Raw genomic sequence first — 19486 nt, forward strand, 5'->3', positions numbered from 1 at the left:
AGCGCGTTCATCGCGCGCGGCGAGTCAGCCAAGATCGGCGAGCCGCCCCATCTCGGCGAGCACGGCGCGGGCGCCCCGCAGCACCGGCACCGCCTGCACCGCCCCGCTGCCCTCGCCGAGCCGGAGCCCGAGATCGAGAACAGGGTCGAGACCGAGTGCCTTGAGCGCGAGCGACTGGGCCGGTTCCGTCGAGCGGTGACCGGCCAGCCACCAGTGGGCGGCATCGGGCGCGATGTCGCGGGCGACGAGCGCGGCCGCGACGGAGAACACGCCGTCGAGCAGTACCGGAACGCCACGGACCGCGGCCTGCACGAGGAAACCCGCCGTCGCGGCCGCGCAGGCGCTGCCGAGCGCGGTGAGCCGTTCGAACGGCTCGTCGGCCCTGCTTCCCGCGCGAGCGAGCGCCGCGCCGATGACGGCGATCTTGCGGGCTCTGCCTTCCTCGTCGACGCCGGTTCCGGCACCGACGGTGCGCTCGACGTGTTCGGTGTCGCCGGTGTCGGGTGTGCCGGTGCCCAGCGTCGCCGCGACGAGCGCGGCGGCGATGGTCGTGTTGCCGATGCCCATGTCTCCTGGAATCAGCAGATCGGCACCGGCGTCGATCTCCTCGTCGGCGATCAGCCTTCCCGCCGCGAAGGCACGCTCGGCTTCGCCTTCGGCCAGCGCGTCGGTGCGGTCGATGGGACCGGAGCCGGACCGGATCTTGTGCCCGGTGATCGCGCCGGGAAGGTCGTCGAGGTCACCGTCGACCGCGATGTCGACGACCCGCACCGCGGCGCCCGCCTGCCGCGCGAGCACGTTGACGCCGCTGTTTCCGGCGTGGAAGACGCGCACCATCGCCGAGGTGATCTCTCGGGGATAGGCCGACACCGCTGCCGAGGTGGGGACGTCGGTGACCCCGTGGTCGCCCGCGAACACGACGACCCGCACGTTGTCGAGCGGCCGTGGCGGCACGGTGCCGTGTGCCGCGCACAGCCACGCGGCGAGATCTTCCAGCCTGCCGAGCGCGCCGAGGGGCTTCACGAGCCCGTCGAGCTGTTCCCGCGCTCGCGCGCGGGCGTTCTCGTCGAGCGCGGGGATGTCGAACCGCACCTTCGTCTCCTTCTCCCCGCGTGGCGCGGGCTATCTCAGGTCGAGTGTCCTTCCCGCGACGACGAGCCGGACGGTGTCCGAGTTGGCCGCGACGGCGGTGTTCAGCGACCCGAGTACATCACGGAAGATCCGGCCTGCCGGGGTCGGAGGGACGACGCCGCTGCCGACCTCGTTGCTGACCGCGACCACGGGCACCCGCGTGGCCTGCCAGACGTCGACGAAGGACTGCAACCGCTCGTCGACGCCGCGCTCCCAGCCTTCCTCCTGCTCCCAGGCGCCGACCTCGTCGAGCACCCTGCTGACCCAAGTGCCGAGACAGTCGATGAGCATGGGGCCGTTCGCACCGGCCAGCGCCGAGGTCAGGTCGGCGGTTTCGATCGTTCTCCAGTGCGCGGGTCTGCGCGCGCGGTGCGCCGCGACCCGTGCCGCCCACTCGGGGTCGTCTTCACTGGGCGGCAGACCAGCCGCTACGTAGTTCACGCTGTTGTACCGGGCCATCAACTGCTCGGCGTGACGGGACTTGCCGGAGCGAACCCCACCCAGAATCAGGACCCGGCCATGGCCTGTGGCCCGCCGGCCGTAGCGGCGCAGCAGCGCGGCACCGGCCTCAAGCCGGGTTGCCACGGCTTCGGCGAGCCGCCTCGGATCGTTAGTCATGCTCGGCATTCTTGCCCACCCGTTAGGGTTCGCGCTGTGCTCCGTTCTCAATGTGTGACCGCGGCCGGAATCGTCGCAGGTTACGCGGCTGACTCGTTGTTCGGTGATCCACGAAGAGCCCACCCGGTCGCCCTGTTCGGTAAAGCCGCCGCCGCGCTTGAAAAGAACATGTGGGCGGATTCCCGGCAAAAGGGATTTCTGTATGCCGTGCTGTGCGCGGGTGGCGCGACCGGCGCCGGTGTCGCGGTGACCGGTCTGACCCGGAGCTGTCCGCTCGCCAGGTTCGCCGCGACGGCAACCGCGACGTGGATCGTGCTCGGCGGGCGCGGACTCGCCACCGAGGGGACGGTGATGGCCACCCTGCTCGAAGCCGGTGACCTGACGGCTGCCCGCGCCCGCCTTTCCCATCTGTGCGGAAGGGACGCCGACTCGCTCGACGCCGAAGGGCTGGCGAGGGCCGCCACCGAGTCGATAGCGGAGAACACCTCCGACGCCATCGTCGCGCCGCTGGTGTGGGGAGCGCTCGCCGGTATTCCCGGTCTGCTCGGGTACCGCGCGCTCAACACGCTCGACGCGATGGTGGGGCACCGCTCGCCCCGCCACGCCAGGTTCGGCTGGGCCTCGGCGCGCGCCGACGACATCGCCAACCTGCTGCCCGCGCGGTTGAGCGCCGCCGCGGCCACCGTGGCGGCGCCGTTCGTCGGCGGATCGCCCGCGAAGGCCCTGCGGGTGTGGCGCAGGGACGCGGGCAAGCACCCCAGCCCCAACGCGGGACAGGTCGAGGCCGCTTTCGCGGGCGCGCTCGGCGTCAGCCTCGGCGGCGTCACCAGCTATGGCGGCAAGGTCGAGCGGCGGGGGCCGCTCGGCGACGGCGGCGGCCCCACGCCTGCCGACCTCAGGCGGGCAGTGCGTCTGTCAAGGCTGACGGGGCTCGCCGCGCTGGCCGTGACCGTCGCGGCGAGCGTGGCCGCCACCCGTCGCTGATCGCAAGCGAGGGCATCCGCTTCCCGAACGAGTGATCATCGGATCGCGGGGAACCTGAGGCGCTGTCACGCCGACTTGCTCGATGCCGGTGCACACCGGGCCGGTCAGCACGTTCCACCGCCCCGGTGTCATCCGGCCGCATCAAGCATGACGAAACAACCGCGAAGGAACCTCATGGCACAGCACGTCGCCACGTTCTGCGGCAGCTGCAACTGCGGCTGCCCCGAGCTCTACATCGACCACGAGGCGCCGGAAACCCAGCGCGTCGTGCTCACCGACGACTTCGGTCAGCGTGTTCAGATGAGTGCCGACCAGTGGCAAGACCTCGTTGCCTCGGCCAAGAGCGGCGAACTGGACGCCGTGCTCACCGCGCCGGCGACCTGAAACGTCGCGGGCACACCGGACCGCAACCGAAGGGTCCCGAGCGAAGGCCCCTCCGGTGACGGCCCGGTGTGCCAGGTCAGGACATCGGCCGGTCCGTCGGCGCGATCGGGGATGGCAGCACGTCCCGCCCCGTCAGGAAAGCGTCGACCCCGGCCGCGGCGGAACGGCCCTCGGCGATCGCCCACACGATGAGCGACTGGCCTCGCCCCATGTCTCCAGCCACGAACACGTTGTCCACACTGGTCTTGAACGAGGAATCCCTCGCCACGTTGCCCCGCTCGTCGAGTTCGACACCCAGCTCGTCGACAAGACCCTCCCGCTGAGGACCGACGAAACCCATGGCGAGCAACACGAGTTGCGCGGGCAGTTCCCGCTCCGTGCCCTCGACCGGCACGAACTTTCCGCCGTCGTTGCGCACCTCGACCAGCCGCAGCGCACGCAGGTTGCCGTCCTCGTCACCGAGGAATTCCTGGGTGTTCACCGCGTACAGCCGCTCGCCGCCCTCCTCGTGGGCCGAGGAAACCCGGTAGATCATCGGATAGGTCGGCCACGGGTGAGCGTCCGAACGCGACTCCGGCGGCCTCGGCATGATCTCAAGCTGGGTCACCGAACGGGCGCCCTGCCGGTGTGCCGTCCCGACGCAGTCGGCGCCGGTGTCCCCGCCGCCGATCACCACGACGTCCTTGCCGGCCGCGCTGAGCGGTGATTCGGCGAGTTCGCCACTCGCCACCCTGTTGGCAGGCGGAAGGTACTCCATCGCCTGGTACACCCCGGCGAATTCCCTTCCGGCGACGGGAAGATCCCGCCACGCCGTCGCCCCACCGGCAAGCACCACCGCGTCGTGACCCGACCGGAGTTCCTCCACCGTCAGATCGACACCCACGTCGACCCCGGTGCGGAACTCGGTGCCCTCGGCCCGCATCTGGTCAAGTCGCCGGTCCAGCCGGTGCTTCTCCATCTTGAACTCGGGGATGCCGTAGCGCAGCAACCCGCCGATCGCGTCGGCCCGCTCGAAGACGACCACGCTGTGCCCGGCTCTGGTGAGCTGCTGAGCGGCGGCGAGACCGGAGGGCCCCGAACCGACGACGGCGACCTTCTTGCCCGTACGGGTCTCCGGGACCTTCGGAGTGACCCAGCCCTCGTCCCACGCCCTGTCGATGATCGAGATCTCGACCCGCTTGATCGTCACCGGATCGTCGTTGATTCCCAGCACGCACGCCGTTTCGCACGGCGCGGGACACAACGTCCCGGTGAACTCCGGAAAGTTGTTCGTGGCGTGCAACCGCTCGATCGCGTCGCGCCAGTCGTCGCGCCACGTCAACGTGTTCCACTCCGGAATCAGGTTCCCCAGCGGGCATCCCTGATGGCAGAACGGAATGCCGCAGTCCATGCAGCGGCCCGCCTGCTCCTTCAGCTTCGTGCGCTCGAAATCCTCGTAGACCTCGCGCCAGTCCTTGATCCGGATGTCGACCGGACGTGACGTCGGCGTCTGGCGCCGGGTCGTCAGAAACCCCTTGGGATCAGCCATGAGCGGCCACTCCGTCCTGCGGGACACCCGCACCCGGTCGGCGCTCATGACCGGCTCCGCCATTATCAGCCATGAGCGGCCTCCATGATCGCCTCGTCCACGTTCCTTCCCTCGCGCTCCGCCGCGGCCCTCGCCAGCAGGACCCGCTTGTAGTCCTTCGGCATCACCTTCGCGAACCGCGTGAGCGCCAGCTCCCAATCGGTCAGCAGCGCGTGCGCGACAGCCGACTCCGTTTCCCGGTAGTGCCGCTCGACGGCGTCGCGCAGCAACGGGCCGTCGGTCTCGTCGAGCTCATCGAGATCGACCATCTCCCTGTTCACCCTGCCCAGCCGCAAATCGAGCACGTAGGCGACACCGCCCGACATCCCGGCCGCGAAGTTGCGCCCCGTCGGCCCGAGCACGACGACCTTGCCGCCCGTCATGTACTCGCAGCCGTGGTCGCCGACGCCCTCGACGACGGCGAGCGCGCCCGAGTTGCGGACGCAGAACCGTTCACCGACCTTGCCGCGCAAGAAGATCTCGCCGCCGGTGGCTCCGTAGCCGATCACGTTGCCCGCGATGATGTGCGACTCGGCTGCGAACGTCGTGCCACGCGGGGGCCGTACGACGATCCTGCCGCCGGAAAGCCCCTTGCCGACATAGTCGTTGCCGTCCCCGAACAACCGCAGCGTGATCCCCCTGGGTACGAACGCGCCGAAGGACTGGCCCGCGGTACCGGTGAACGTGATGTCGATCGTGTCGTCGGGAAGCCCTTCCCCGCCCCAGCGTTTGGTCACCTCCGAGCCGAGCATGGTGCCCACCGTGCGGTTGACGTTGCGCACCGGCAGTTCGAGGTTCACCTTGTCGCCCGAGTTCAACGCTCCTTCGGCGAGCTGGATCAACGTGTTGTCCAGCGCCTTGTCGAGCCCGTGATCCTGGGCGACAACCTGGTGCCTCGCGGCTCTGGGCTCAAGCTCGGGAACGTGGAAGATCGGCGAGAGATCAAGCCCTGCCGCCTTCCAGTGCTCGACGGCCTTGCGGATGTCGAGTACCCCGGCCTGGCCGACCGCCTCGGCGATGGACCGGAAGCCCAGCTGTGCCAGGTATTCGCGAACCTCCTGCGCGATGAACTCGAAGAAGTTCACCACGTACTCGGCCTTGCCGGTGAACTTCTCCCGCAGCTTCGGGTTCTGGGTCGCGACCCCCACCGGGCAGGTGTCCAGGTGGCACACCCGCATCATGATGCAACCGGACACCACGAGCGGCGCGGTGGCGAAACCGAACTCCTCGGCGCCGAGGAGCGCGGCGATCATCACGTCCCGGCCCGTCTTGAGCTGGCCGTCTGTCTGCACCACGATGCGGTCGCGCAGGCGGTTGGCCAGCAGGGTCTGCTGGGTTTCGGCGAGTCCCAGTTCCCACGGCCCTCCCGCGTGCTTGATGGACGACAGCGGTGAGGCGCCCGTCCCGCCGTCGTGCCCTGAGATCAGCACGACGTCCGCGTGTGCCTTCGACACTCCGGCCGCGACCGTGCCGACCCCGACCTCCGACACCAGCTTCACGTGGATGCGGGCGGCGGGATTGGCGTTCTTCAGGTCGTGGATGAGCTGGGCGAGATCTTCGATGGAGTAGATGTCGTGGTGCGGTGGCGGCGAGATGAGCCCGACGCCAGGCGTCGAGTGCCGCGTCTTCGCGATCCACGGGTACACCTTGCCGCCGGGAAGCTGACCGCCCTCACCGGGCTTGGCGCCCTGCGCCATCTTGATCTGGATGTCGTCGGCGTTGACGAGGTATTCGCTCGTCACCCCGAACCGTCCACTCGCGACCTGCTTGACCGCGCTGCGGCGCCGCGGGTCGTGGAGCCGTTCCGGATCCTCGCCGCCCTCGCCGGTGTTGGACTTGCCGCCGAGCTGGTTCATCGCGATGGCGAGCGTCTGGTGCATTTCCTGCGAGATCGAGCCGTAGGAGATGGCTCCGGTCGCGAACCGCTTCACGATCTCGGAGACCGGCTCGACCTCCTCGATCGGTACCGGGGGCCGCTGTCCTTCCCGGAAACCGAACAGACCGCGCAGCGTCATCAACCGCTCGGCCTGGTCGTCGACGGCCTTGGTGTATTCCTTGAACACCTCGTACTTGCCGGAGCGCGTCGAATGCTGGAGCTTGAACACCGTTTGCGGGTTGAACAGGTGTGGCTCGCCCTCCCTGCGCCACTGGTAGTCGCCGCCCGTCGCCAATTCCCGGTGACTGGCCTGCACGCCGTCACCGGGAAAGGCGACGCGGTGCCGGATGGCGACCTCGTCGGCGAGCAGGTCGAAGCCGACGCCGCCGAGGCGGGAGGTGGTGCCGGTGAAGCAGGTCTCGATGACCTCGTCGCCAAGACCGATGGCCTCGAAAATCTGGGCGCCCGTATAGGAAGCGACGGTGGAGACGCCCATTTTGGACATCGTCTTGCGCACACCCTTGCCGAGTGCCTTGATCAGGTTGCGGGTGGCTTCCTTCGCGCTCACTCCGGCGATGCGGCCCTGCTCGGCCATTTCCTCGACGGTGGCCATGGCGAGATAGGGGTTGACCGCGGCGGCGCCATAGCCGATGAGCAGCGCGATGTGGTGCACCTCGCGGGCATCACCGGATTCGATGATGAGCCCGACCTGGGTCCTGCTCTTCTCCCGCACCAGGTGGTGGTGCACCGCGCCGGTCAGCAACAGCGAGGGAATCGCGGCGTGGCCGGGGTCGACCCCCCTGTCGGAGAGCACGATGAGTCTCGCGCCATGGGCGATGGCATCGCAGACCTCTGCCCTGATCTCGTCGAGCCGGTGCAGCAGCGCGGTGCCGCCACCGGCGACCTCGAACGTTCCGCGCACGGTGTGCGACTGGAACTCCGGAAGGTCCCCGTCGTCGTTGACGTGGACCAACTTGGCCAGTTCGTCGTTGTCGAGAACCGGAAAGGGGAGCACGATCTTGCGGCAGTGCTCGGGCCCAGCCGAGAGCAGGTTGGGCTCGGAGCCCAGCTGAGTGCCCAGCGCGGTCACCAGTTCTTCCCTGATCGCGTCGAGCGGAGGGTTGGTCACCTGCGCGAAGAGTTGGGTGAAATAGTCGAAGAGCTGCCGTGGCTTACTGGAGAACGGTGCGAGCGGCGAGTCGTTGCCCATCGAGCCGATGGGCTCGGCCCCGCCTCTGGCCATCGGTTCGAGGAGGATGTTCAGTTCCTCCTCCGTGTAACCGTAAGCCTGCTGGCGGCGTACGAGCGATTCGTGTGTCGGGACCTCGCGCTCGCGTTCGGGAAGGTCGTCGAGGCGCAGCATTCCCGCCTCGATCCACTCGTCGTAGGGATGCTGTCCCGCGAGTTCGCCCTTGATCTCCTCGTCGTCGACGATGCGGCCCTGCACCGTGTCGACGAGGAACATCCGGCCCGGTTCGAGCCTGCCCTTGCGGATGATCGAGGCCTGGTCGATGTCGAGCACCCCGACCTCGGAGGCCAGCACGACGAGACCGTCCTCGGTGACCCAGTAGCGCGCGGGCCGCAGGCCGTTGCGGTCGAGTACGGCGCCGATCTGCGTGCCGTCGGTGAACGACACCAGCGCGGGCCCGTCCCACGGTTCCATCAGCGAGGAGTGGAATTCGTAGAACGCCCGCAGCGCCGGATCCATCTCCTGATGGTTCTCCCACGCCTCGGGGATCATCATCAGCACGGCGTGCGGCAGCGACCTGCCGCCGAGGTGCAGCAGTTCCAGTACCTCGTCGAACGAGGCCGAGTCGCTGGCACCCCTGGTGATCACGGGATAGACGCGTCGCAGCTCGCCGGGAATCAGATCGCTCGACAGCTGTGACTCACGGGCGTCCATCCAGTTCCGGTTGCCGCGCAACGTGTTGATCTCACCGTTGTGCGCCACGTACCGGTAGGGGTGGGCGAGCGGCCACGACGGGAAGGTGTTCGTGGAGAACCGGGAGTGCACGAGCCCGATGGCACTGGTGACGCGCTCGTCGGTCAGGTCGGGAAAGAAGCGCTCGACCTGTGGCTCCGTCAGCATTCCTTTGTAGACGATGGTTCTCGCGGACAGGCTGGGGAAGTACACGTCCTGATCGGCGAGGGCGTGCTCGGCGCGCTTGCGCACACAGAAGGCGGCGCGCTCAAGCGCGAGGCCGGTGACCTCCTCCCTGTGCGGCGCGATGAACACCTGCGCGAAGTGCGGCATCGTGGTGCGCGCGGTCGGGCCGACGTGATCGGTGTCGACCGGCAGATCCCGCCAGCCGATGACCCGCATGTCCTCTTCCGCGGCGATGCGCTCGACGGTCGACATGGCCTTGCCACGCGCGTCGTCGTCGACGGGAAGGAAAGCGGTGCCCGCCGCGTAGCCACCCGGTTCGGGCAGCGGAAAGTCGAGGACCTCACGGAAGAACGCGTCGGGGATTTGCAGCAGGATTCCCGCGCCGTCACCGGTTTCCGGCTCGGCGCCACGGGCACCGCGGTGTTCCAGATTGCGCAGGGCGACAAGAGCTTTGCGCACGATCTCGTGATCTCGACGGCCGGAGAGGTCGGCGACGAAGGCCACTCCACAGGCGTCGTGCTCGTACTGCTCGTCATACAAGCCGGATGTCGGCTTGTGGCGTGCGTGGCGGGTCACGGCTTGCCGCCTCCTTGGCTCGGCACGATCGAACCGGGTCCTTTCAGTCGGATGAGTGACCTCATCCGGCTAACGGCCCGGCTCGATACTGCGATGGACAGTCAGGGGAGTCGTCGATGGCGTTCAACCCGGAGTGGGTCCGCACATCGTCGGTTCGACCACACTCCTTTGTGCGGCTCGCGGTGGAGCACCGCGCGTCCCGGTACAGCCCGGTGGGGTTGGGGCCGTTCCGGCGCGCACCAATTCGTCCCGGGTTCGCCGGTCTTATGACACTAGTGTGAATTCGCCGTTATCGGGATAGGTCAAACGCCGTGCGTGGCATACAACACTGGAGGATTGACGCGAGGCCGATGACCTGTTTTCGCGATGATCAGAATGCTGACCAGCGAAAACACTGCCGCGCTTTGTGATCTTGCCCGGGTTCGCACGCGTTCGTTCCCGTTGTCGCGGGCCGCGAAAAAGGGCAACCAGATCGGCCGGGATCGCGTCGCGGGCGTTCGCGGGCGCGCATTTCAGGCACGGCCGAGGTCACAAAATGGCGTAAGACACAGCCATTTGCGCAACATTGTTGAACAATTCAAACGGTCATCAACTGAGAATTGGGCAGAACGGTGCCGGGGTATTTCACTGCGAAGCGAAACAATGCGAATACCCAGAGCGACGTCGTCCCGTTCGCGATCGCATACTGTGATCGCCCGTCCGGGGCGGGAAGATCGCCCCGGCGAACAGGTTGCCGAGCGCGGTACTCAGCCGCCGACCGCGTCGATGCTCGCGCCAACGGGACGAGCCGGGTTCATCGTGAGGTTCCCGGCATCCGGTCGGCCGGTCCCGTTCTCGGTAGGAGATTCGGCGCCAAGCGCGGCGCGGCCCTCGGGAGTGAGGATGGCGGGGGATCGCCTGCCGTGCTCGGCCGTACAGGCCGGGGCGATGAGGCCGCGCCTGGCAAGGGTGTGCACCGTGGATTGATCGCAGCAGGCGAGTCCGTCGAGGAAAAGATCGGGCTCACAGCTTGTCGTGAGTTCCGCGCCACCTCGCGCTACCGCCCGCAAGGTGGCGCGTTCTCTGTGGTTCAGATCGGAGTCATTACTCTCGTGAGGCATCCGGGCCTCCTCGGTCTGACTTCGTGGCCCCTAATACCGGGTGGATGCCCACGATTCAACCCCATGACACGGAAAATTCATGGGAAGTTCGGCACATCCGGTCAGGGCGTGTCGAAAACCGCTGTCACACTCCCGAGTTCGCCCATGTTCGCGACGAAGGTGTCCCCGTGGGACACGGGAAAGGCACGGGTCATCGAACCCGGAAGCACGACGTGTCCCGGTTCGAGGTCGATGCCGAGCGGGCCCACCGTGTTCGCCAGCCACACCAGCGCGTTGAGCGGGGAACCGAGCACGGCGCCGCCCGCTCCGGTCGCCACGACGGAACCGTTGCGGTGCAGGGTGCAGCCGGTCGTGCGGAGGTCGACGGCCGACAGCGCGGTGGGCTTGCTGCCGAGCACCACTCCACCGGAGGACGCGTTGTCGGCGATCGTGTCCACGATCGAGATCTTCCAGTCCTGGATGCGGGAATCGACGATTTCCAGTGCCGGTAGTACGAAGTCGACGGCACGTACCGCGTCGGCCGCGGTCACGCCAGGACCCGACAGCGGGCGGCCGAGCACGAACGCGATCTCCGGTTCGATCCTCGGTTGCAGAAACCGGTCACCGGGGATCGGCTGCTGTTCGAGGTGGAACATGCCGCTGAGCAGATGCCCGTAATCCGGTTGGTCGACGCCCATCTGTTCCTGCATGGCCGCCGAGGAAAGGCCGACCTTGTGTCCCTTGACGACCTCGCCCCTGCTGGTCCACTCGCGGACCTGTTCCTGCTGGACGCGGTAGGCATCGGTGACCGTGGCGCCCGGATGGTCCTCGATGATCGGGGCGATCGGCTTTCCGGTCTCGTAGGCACGGCCGAGCTGGGCCGCGACGTCGCGCACCGCGTGTGTGTCCATGGCCGCAACAGTGGCCGCGCGCCCTCCGCCCCGCAAGCGAGGTGTTCCGCTCACCGGGAAGCCGGGGTGATCGTGGCGGCGAGAACCTGCGCGAGGTGCGCGGCCTTCCTTCCGGTCAGCTCGGCGATCTGGGTGCGGCAACTGAACCCGTCGGCCAGTACGAGCGTGTCCTCGTCCGCCGCGTTCACCTCGGGAACGAGCACTCGTTCGGCCGCGGCGACCGAAACCTCGTGATGTCCCTTCTCGAACCCGAAATTTCCGGCCAGACCGCAGCAGCCGGAGTCGAGGGTGCGGTTGCCGACACCGACGGAGGCCAGCAGCCGTTCGTCGGCCGCGTTGCCCGTCACCGCGTGCTGGTGACAGTGCTGCTGGGTGATGGCTGGCGTGTTTCCCGGTGCCAGCGGTGGAAATTCCACGCCGGGCGCCTGCTGTTCGAGGAATTCGGCCAGCGTGAATGCCCGCTCGGGCAGCCCGCCCAGTTCGGCGTCGCCGAGCAGGTCGGCCGCGTCGTGCCGGAACACCGCGAGGCAACTCGGTTCGAGCCCGACGATCGCACTCGCCCCGGCCAGCTCCTCGCGCAGTACGCGCAATGTCCTGCGCAGCACTCTTCTCGCGACGCCGAGCTGCCCGGTCGAGATCCAGGTGAGCCCACAGCACACCGAGCGCCGGGGGAGTACGACGTCGAAACCGGCATACTCCAGCACCGTCGTCGCGGCGAGGCCGACCTCCGGAGTGAGGAAGTTGGTGAACGTGTCGGGCCACAGCACGACCTTCGGCCTTCCCCGCTTCGCTCGGCCTCGCAGGAGCCCGCGCAGCGTGGCCGGCGCGAACTCCGGCAGCGAGCGTTCCGGGGTGATGCCGCCGAGCGCGCTGACGAGCGGGGCCAGCGCCCGTGAGCGCAGCGCGGCGTTGGTCACGGCAGGCGCCGAGGAGGCAAACCGCGCCCACAGCGGAAGGAAGCCGAGCGAGTAGTGGCTGGCCGGGCGGAGCCTTCCGGCGTAGTGCTGGTGAAGGAACTCGGCCTTGTAGGAGGCCATGTCCACGTTGACCGGACAGTCGGAGAGACAACCCTTGCAGGCGAGGCACAGGTCGAGCGCGTCGCGGACCTCGGCCGACCGCCAGCCCTCGGTGATCGTCTGTCCCCTCAGCAGTTCCAGCAGCAGCCGTGATCTGCCGCGCGTCGAGTGCTGCTCCTGGCCGGTGACCATGTAGCTGGGGCACATGACGCCGGTGGAGGTGTCGATGCACTTGCCGACGCCGACACAGCGTTGCGCCGCCGTGGCGAGGCTTCCGCCGTCGTGCGGGTAGCGCAGGGTCAGCGGCAGTTGCCTGACCTGGCTGGGAAACCGCAGATCGGCGTCGAGCGGTCGCGGTCGCACCAGGTTGCCGGGGTTGAGGATGTTCCCCGGATCCCAGATCGCCTTGAACTCCTCGAAAAGCCGAACCAGTTCCGGCGGATACATGCGGGGAAGCAACTCGGCGCGCGCCTGCCCGTCGCCGTGCTCGCCGGACAGCGAACCGCCGTGTGCCACGACGAGGTCGGCCGCCTGCTCCATGAAGGCTCTGAACCGCGCGACGCCCTCCTCGGTCGTCAGTGGGAAGTCGATGCGCACGTGCACGCAACCTTCGCCGAAATGCCCGTAGGGGATGCCGTGCAGCCCGTGTTCGCGCAGCAGCGCGCGAAACCCGCGCAGATAGGAACCGAGGCGCTGAGGGGGGACGGCCGCGTCCTCCCAGCCTGGCCACGCTTCCGACCCGTCGGGCAACCTGGTGACGATGCCCGCCGCCGCCTCCCTGATGCCCCAGAGCTGGCGCTGGTCGCCCGGATCGTCGGCGATCACGGTCTCCGCGCCGGTTTCGGCCCGCAGCGCGGTGGCGAGTCGCCGCGCGCTGTGCTTCGCTTCGCCGGGATTGTCTCCGCCGACCTCGATGAACAACCAGCCCGCGCCACGGGGAAGCAGGTCGAGCGCGGGAGGGCGGCGGCCTCGTACGAGCAGCGCGTCGATGAGGTCGGCGCCCATGCCTTCCGTCGTCAGCGGTCGCATCGGCAGCACGCGGGGAACGGCGTCGGCGGCGGCGATGTCGTCGGCGTAACCGGCGACGACGAGCACCCTCGCCGGTGGTGAGGGAACGAGGCGCACCGTCGCCTCGGTGATGAGCGCGCAGGTGCCCTCGGTGCCGACGAGCGCGCGGACGACGTCGAACCCGTTCTCCGGCAGCAACCGGTCGAGCGCGTATCCGGACACCCGCCTCGGCAGGTCGGGGAAACCGGTGCGCAGCAGGGCGAGGTTGTCCGCGACGAGTTCGCCGAGCCGGTCGTCGATGTCGGCGGCCCTGTCCTCGCGCGGACGCTGCCCGCCGATGTCGGACTCGGGGCCACCGACGGTGAGCCGGGTTCCGTCGGCGGTGAGTACGTCCAGCGACACGACGTTGTCGGCGGTGCGGCCCCACGCGACGGAATGCGAGCCGCACGAGTCGTTGCCGAGCATCCCGCCGATCGTGCACCTGCTGTGCGTCGAAGGATCGGGACCGAAGGTCAGGCCGTGCTCGGCGGCAGCGGCCCGCAGCGTGTCGAGCACGACCCCCGGCTGGACCCGCGCGGTGCGGGCGTCCGGATCGATGTCCAGTATCCGGTTGAGATACCGGCTGTGGTCGATGACGATCCCGTCGCCGAGTGCCTGGCCCGCGATGCTGGTCCCGGCACCGCGCGCGGTGATGCCGACGCCGTGTTCCGCGCACAATCGCACCACGGCGGCGAGGTCGTCGGTGTCGCGAGGGAACACGACCGCGAGCGGGACGTGCCGGTAGTTCGACGCGTCCATGCTGAACACCGTGCGCGCGGTGCGATCGGTGTCCACCTCTCCCGAGACGGTGCTGGTCAGTTCACCGAGAAACGAACCGGTGTCGTGCCGAGGGCTCACGGGGCGGGGTCACCCGCGCGCAATGGTGCGGCGGCGAACCTGCCCTCGTGCGCGAGTACCGGTCTGCGATCGCCTGCCAGCTCCGGATACTTCTGTTCCAGCTTCTCCCTTTTCGACATCGCGGTGTGCCAGTGCCGCACCGTGTCCCTGTCGCCTTCGCCGATGCCACGCCAGCTTTTCGGCGCGTCGTCGCGGGAGGGGCCGGGGTCGGCGACGCCGCCGAGCCGGACCGCTGACGGCTTTCTCCTCGTCCTGTTCCCGCAGTCGTCGCAGGGCGGGGCCGGGCTTTCCGACGAGGGAACGAGTGCTTCGAAGCGGCGCCCGCACTCGCAGGCGTAGTCGTAGATCGGCATGGCTCACCAGTTCTCGATCGAGTCGGCGAGGATCGCGGACACGTCCTCTTCGGTCACCGTGCGAGGCGCGACGGCGAGCAGGCGCTGCTGTTGCATCGTGCCCTCGACGAGCGAGGGGATGTCGGATTCGGTGAAGCCGACGCCACCGATGCCGTTGGGAATCCCGATGTCGCGCATGAGCGAGGCGAGCACGGCGGGAAGCTGCTCGCGCGGGTCGGCCTGTTTCGGGGCGCGCGGGTCGAGCATTTCGGCGGCGTGCAGATGCTTGCGGGGATCGGAGGGGAAGGTGAACCGGAACGCGGCCGGAGCCGTCAGCGACACCGATTCGCCGTGCGGGACGAGAGCTTTCTCCGGAGGGTAGTTCTTCGGCCGGTACTCCTTGACCCTGCCCGCGATGGGGTAGGCGCAGGCGTGCGGAACGTGCACGCCCGCGTTGCCGAAACCCATTCCGGCGAACGTGGCCGCGAGCATCATGTCGGTGCGGGCTTCGAGGTCACCGCCGTTGAGTACCGCCCTGCGGAAGGAACGGGCCAGCAACCCGAGCGCCTGCTCGGTCCACGCGTCGGAGATCGGGTTGGAGCCGTTGTAGGCGACGCGGGTCTCCGGCGTGTGCCTGGCGAAGGAATGGAACGGCTTCGCCGTGTAGGACTCCAGCGCGTGGCACAGCACGTCCATGCCGCTGGCCGCGGTGACCTCGGGCGGCATGGAAAGGGTGAGCAGCGGATCGACGACGGCCATGCTCGGCCGCAGCCTGGGATGACTGATGCCGGACTTCACGGCGAGACCGAGGAAGTCCATGACGCACACCGGGGTCGTCTCGGAGCCGGTGCCCGCGGTGGTGGGCACGGCGACGAGCGGTTTGAGCGGTCCCGGTGGTGCCAGGCCCTTGCCGATGGGTTTGTTGACGTAGTCGAAGAGGTCGGCAGGGTGGCTGGTCATCAGGTTGATGGCCTTGGCGGTGTCGATGGAGGAGCCGCCGCCGACCCCGATGAAACCGTCCCATGTGGACTGTCCGGCGAAGTCGACGGCGGCGGTGATGCTTTCGTCGGTGGGTTCGACGTGCACCTGATCGTAGATCTCGACGGTGAGCCCACCCGCCTTCGCCGCGTCGGCGACGCGCTGGGGAACACCGGTTGCCGCGACGCCGGCATCGGTGACGATGAGTACCCTGCGCGCTCCCATTCCGGCGAGGTCCCAGCCGATCTCGTCGACGGCTCCCGCGCCGAACTTGAGCGGCGTCGCGCCCCAGGTGAAGACGGTTTCGTTCTGGTACGCGGTCATCAGGCGAAGTGTCCCTCCGGTGCGAACGGCAGCCTCGCGGCCTGTGCCTCGTCGTGGCCGAAGATCACCTCGGCGCCGGTCTGTTCCGCGATGCGGCGCAGCTTCTCGACCGATTCCAGCCACCGCACGCTGTCCCACACGATGGCGGCGCCGATCGCGGGAGGTCCCCAGCTTTCCGAGAGGTACACCGCGTCGGAGGTGAAGATCTTCGTCCCACCCCGCGGAAGGTCGACGCGCAGTGACATCGTTCCCCAGGTGTGGCCGGGGGTTTCGATCACGCCGACGCCGGGTGCGATGTCGGTGTCGCCCTCGATCAGCTCGAAATCGATGCCCTCGTAGTCGGACTTGAGGTGGGCTCCCTTGAAGGGGCCGTCGATACCGAGCGCTCCTTCGTGTTCGTGGCGGTTGACCACGATGCGGGTCCTGCCGTTGTCGAAGAGCTTCGCGTTGGCCGCGTGGTCGAAGTGGAGGTGGCTCAGCACCAGGACGTCGATGTCTTCGGGGGTCAGCTCTAGCGCGGCCAGCGAGTCCTGGAGGTAACTCGTTGCTCGCTGCACGGGGAAGAATTCCTGAAGCCCGGTGGGTGCCCAGCGGGTTTCCCAGTCCTGGGGAACGCCCGTGTCCCACAGGATCCGGCCGTCGGGGTGCTCGATGAGCACGGCGTGGGTGGGGCAGGTGGTCCACACCGCCGGTTTGTCCTTGGCCGACCGGGTGGTGATGTTCTGTCCCGGCTTGAGCAGCAGCCAGGTCTGGTCGCATTCCATCGTGCCGGTCCGCAGCAGGTGAACCTTGCTGGGTGCGCTCATGTGCGCCTCCTCGCGCATCGGCAAATCCGCCTCCAGCGAGAGTGGCATGCTACATACCACCCCGCAAGGCGGTGACTCTTCGGGCTTCTCGCACGAGTTCTCGCCGCCGTGCAACCTCGGCGAGCGCGCTTTCCGTCTAGCCCGGCATGAAACTACGTGCCGCGTTGGCGTTCGTCGTGGTGGGTGCGTTCGCGCTGTCGGGTTGCACGGGCTGGACCGGCCCCGAGCAGGTGCGGGAACCGGCGGGGCCGGGCGGCGGAGAGGCGAGGCTGGTCGCGTTCGATTCGTGCGAGACGGCGTTGCGTGAGTTGCGCTCGGCCGCCGGAGCGTCACCCGTCGAGCCGCTGCCCCCAGCCGAGCGCGGAGGCGTTTCCGGCAACGAGGGAAATCCCGAAGCGGAAACGGGGGACGCGAAGGTCGTTCCGGCGCGGCCGCAGAGTTCTCCTGGCGTCGCCGAGGGCGAGGCGCGGTCTCCCGATTCGGCGCCAGAGGAGCATTCCGGGACCAACAACCACGAGGCCGGCGTCGAGGAACCCGACCTCGCCTACACCGACGGCAGCAGAATCGTGACGGTGGCGGGAGGGGTGTTGCGGGTCGTCGACGTCGACACCCGAACGGTGACGTCCACAGTGGAGGTTCCGGGCGGGGCGGCGAGCAACCTGCTCGTGGATGGTGACCGGGCACTGGTCGTCGGTGACGAGGCGGAACTGACCCTTGTGGACCTTTCCACGACGGCGCGGGTGCTCGGCACGTTGCGGACCGAGGGCGGCTACGTCGATGCCCGGCTCGTCGAAGGTACGGCCAGGGTCGTCGTCAGTTCGGCACCGGCGGTCGCCGAACCGGCCCGTGCCGAATCCACCGGCGGTATCGACGACTGGTTGCCGCGGTACGAACTCGCGAGGCCGGACGGCACGACGACCTCCGGAAGGCTGGTCGACTGCGACAGGGTGAGCCATCCGGAGACGTACCGGCCGACGGCGATACTGAGCGTGCTGACGATCGACCTTTCCGGTGAACTCGGCACCGGTGACCCGGTGGCGATCGCCGCCGGCGGAGCGACCGTCTACGGCACCGCGGACAGCCTGTACATCGCCAATCCCGCCGGCGAGGACACCGAGATCTTCCAGTTCGACATCACCGGTGACGGTCCGGCGAGGCACGTCGCCTCCGGAAGGGTCGAGGGCACGCTGCTCAACCAGTACGCGATGTCGGAGTACGAGGACACGCTGCGGGTCGCGACGACACGCTCGGGTGAGGTCGACCGCACCGATGGCCGCGACATCGCCGGAAGTACCGACAGCGCGGTGAGCGTGCTGGCGAGGGAGGGCGACACGCTGAACCAGATCGGCGGGCTCGAAGGGCTCGGTCCCGGCGAGCGCATCTACGCGGTGCGGTTCTTCGGCCCGGTCGGCTATGTGGTGACGTTCAGGGAAACCGATCCGCTGTACACATTGGACCTGCGGGACCCGAGGTCACCGAAGGCGGTCGGTGAGCTGAAGATCACCGGCTACTCGGCCTACCTGCACAACGCGGGAGAGGGCAGGCTGATCGGGGTCGGGCAGGAAGCCGACGAGCGGGGCAGGGTACTCGGGGTGCAGGTGTCGCTGTTCGACGTGAGTCACGCGGCAGCGCCGCGCCGCCTCGCCCAGCATCAGCTTTCCGGCGGGATGGCCCTCGTGGAGCACGACACCCACGCCTTCCTGTACTGGGAACCGGAGCGGATGTTGTTGCTGCCGACCGACACCGGCGTGCTGGTGTTGCGGGTGTCGGAGGCGAACGTGACCGAACTCGGCGTGCTCGGCGAAGGCGAGTCGGTGAGCCGCACCCTGGTCGTCGGTGACGAAATCTGGACGGTGGCCGATTCGGGCCTCGCGGTGTACGACCTGGCGGGGCTGACCCCGCTGGCCACGGTGCCGTTCTGACCCGCCCCGCGAGTCCCCCGCCCAGGACGCCGAGATCCGCACTCAGGACGCCGAGATCCGCGTTCGGGACGGCTCAGGGCCGGGCGAACGGTGCGAACCAGGTGAGCGCCAGCGAGTCGAGGGTCGGTTCGGGAGGCGCGGGCATCCAGCTCAGATACGCCCGCAGGTTGCCGTAGCGGTGCAGCAACGTGTAGGCGAGGCAGCGGCGGGCGAACGGTTCGCCGACATCGGAGGGCGTGTAGCCGTAGGCACGCAACAGCGTGCGCAGGAAGCTCGCGCCCTCCTCGCCGCCTCCGGCGAGATACACGGCGACCGCGACGAGGTCGTACTCCGCCGCGCCGCGCATGGCGGGTTCGAAGTCGAACAACCCCGACGGAATCGCGGTCCCCTCCCGCAGCAGGACGTGCTCACGCATGACCTCGGTGTGCAGTAGCACCGGCTCGGTGGCTCCGACATCGACCGTGTCGAGGAAGCCGGGGATCTGCGACAGCCATTCCTCGGCGAGGCCGCGTTCCCGCTGCTCGCCCACCACCACGTCGCGACGCTCACGCACGAACGCCTGCCAGTCAAGGGGTTCCAGCTTCTCCAGCGAGGGGTCGGTGACGGCGTGCAACTCCGCGAGCGCGACACCGATTCGTTCGGCCAGCCCGGTGCGTTCCGACGCGGACAATCGCGGCCACGCGCCGGAAAGGGGCTCACCGGGCAGTCTGCGCATCAGCACGTAGTGCCAGCCCTCGGCTTCCCCCGCGCCGACCAGACCGGGGGTGGGAATGGACAGTCGCCCTTCCAGCGCGCCGAGCACGGTGGCTTCGACCCGTGCCTCTCCCGCGTCCTCGGCGGGAAACAACTTGAGCACCAGATCCTCGCCCACCGCGTACACGGGTACCGAACCGCCGGGGAACCGCGAGACCGGCGCAGCGCCGAGCCCCAGGGGCACCCGCAGCCGCGCGAGGGAAACGTCGTCCATGAC

The 19486-nt window shown here is 68.6% G+C and carries 13 protein-coding genes and 1 pseudogene; 3 read left to right on the top strand and 11 right to left on the bottom strand.

Features of this window, described 5'->3' with window-relative positions; translation table 11 throughout:
* Positions 1-24: 24 nt before the first annotated feature.
* Both cobT and BAY61_RS06175 read right to left on the bottom strand, forming a co-directional pair.
* Positions 25-1092 (bottom strand): nicotinate-nucleotide--dimethylbenzimidazole phosphoribosyltransferase, encoded by a 1068-nt coding sequence (gene cobT, locus BAY61_RS06170; protein WP_091799614.1) that lies wholly within the window; start codon positions 1090-1092, stop codon positions 25-27.
* Positions 1093-1122: 30 nt separating this feature from the next.
* Positions 1123-1749 (bottom strand): bifunctional adenosylcobinamide kinase/adenosylcobinamide-phosphate guanylyltransferase, encoded by a 627-nt coding sequence (locus tag BAY61_RS06175; protein WP_091800750.1) that lies wholly within the window; start codon positions 1747-1749, stop codon positions 1123-1125.
* 54 nt (positions 1750-1803) lie between these two features.
* On the opposite strand from BAY61_RS06175, the gene BAY61_RS06180 reads away from it, so the two are divergent.
* The gene (locus tag BAY61_RS06180; RefSeq protein WP_245865856.1) at positions 1804-2733 is read left to right on the top strand and encodes a cobalamin biosynthesis protein; all 930 of its coding nucleotides are present in this window, start codon (positions 1804-1806) and stop codon (positions 2731-2733) included.
* Positions 2734-2907: 174 nt separating this feature from the next.
* On the top strand, positions 2908-3117 hold the full coding sequence (locus BAY61_RS06185) for a hypothetical protein (RefSeq protein ID WP_091799620.1): 210 nt from the start codon (positions 2908-2910) through the stop codon (positions 3115-3117).
* A 76-nt stretch (positions 3118-3193) separates the two neighbouring features.
* Here BAY61_RS06185 and BAY61_RS06190 read toward each other — a convergent pair whose 3' ends face one another.
* The 8 genes and pseudogenes from BAY61_RS06190 to BAY61_RS06225 all read right to left on the bottom strand — a co-directional run bounded on the left by BAY61_RS06190 (position 3194) and on the right by BAY61_RS06225 (position 16594).
* A complete protein-coding gene (locus BAY61_RS06190) occupies positions 3194-4645 on the bottom strand; it encodes a glutamate synthase subunit beta (RefSeq protein ID WP_091800753.1) in 1452 nt (483 codons plus the stop codon).
* Positions 4646-4710: 65 nt separating this feature from the next.
* Positions 4711-9243, bottom strand: coding sequence for a glutamate synthase large subunit (gltB, locus tag BAY61_RS06195; protein ID WP_091799623.1), 4533 nt, complete (start codon positions 9241-9243; stop codon positions 4711-4713).
* Positions 9244-10094: 851 nt separating this feature from the next.
* Positions 10095-10343 (bottom strand): annotated as a pseudogene (locus tag BAY61_RS06200) (hypothetical protein); the annotation flags it as partial.
* Positions 10344-10444: 101 nt separating this feature from the next.
* Entirely contained in the window at positions 10445-11233 is a 789-nt protein-coding gene (locus BAY61_RS06205) for a 2-keto-4-pentenoate hydratase (RefSeq protein WP_091799626.1), read from the bottom strand.
* Between the two features lie 50 nt (positions 11234-11283).
* The gene (locus BAY61_RS06210; protein ID WP_091800756.1) at positions 11284-14055 is read right to left on the bottom strand and encodes an FAD-binding and (Fe-S)-binding domain-containing protein; all 2772 of its coding nucleotides are present in this window, start codon (positions 14053-14055) and stop codon (positions 11284-11286) included.
* Positions 14056-14150: 95 nt separating this feature from the next.
* Positions 14151-14507 (bottom strand): FmdB family zinc ribbon protein, encoded by a 357-nt coding sequence (locus tag BAY61_RS06215; RefSeq protein ID WP_091799628.1) that lies wholly within the window; start codon positions 14505-14507, stop codon positions 14151-14153.
* A 3-nt stretch (positions 14508-14510) separates the two neighbouring features.
* A complete protein-coding gene (locus BAY61_RS06220; protein ID WP_091799631.1) occupies positions 14511-15788 on the bottom strand; it encodes a hydroxyacid-oxoacid transhydrogenase in 1278 nt (425 codons plus the stop codon).
* Positions 15788-16594 carry an N-acyl homoserine lactonase family protein gene (locus tag BAY61_RS06225; protein ID WP_091800760.1) on the bottom strand — a complete coding sequence of 269 codons (807 nt, stop codon included), beginning with the start codon at positions 16592-16594 and terminating at the stop codon, positions 15788-15790. The genes BAY61_RS06220 and BAY61_RS06225 overlap by 1 nt, the downstream gene beginning before the upstream one ends.
* A 146-nt stretch (positions 16595-16740) precedes the next feature.
* On the opposite strand from BAY61_RS06225, the gene BAY61_RS06230 reads away from it, so the two are divergent.
* Positions 16741-18516, top strand: a complete 1776-nt coding sequence (locus tag BAY61_RS06230; RefSeq protein ID WP_091799634.1) for a beta-propeller domain-containing protein — start codon at positions 16741-16743, stop codon at positions 18514-18516.
* A gap of 73 nt (positions 18517-18589) precedes the next feature.
* Here BAY61_RS06230 and BAY61_RS06235 read toward each other — a convergent pair whose 3' ends face one another.
* Entirely contained in the window at positions 18590-19483 is an 894-nt protein-coding gene (locus BAY61_RS06235) for a phosphotransferase family protein (RefSeq protein WP_091800764.1), read from the bottom strand.
* Between the last annotated feature and the right edge of the window lie 3 nt (positions 19484-19486).

The organism is Prauserella marina, from assembly GCF_002240355.1.
Classification (GTDB): Bacteria; Actinomycetota; Actinomycetes; order Mycobacteriales; family Pseudonocardiaceae; genus Prauserella_A; species Prauserella_A marina.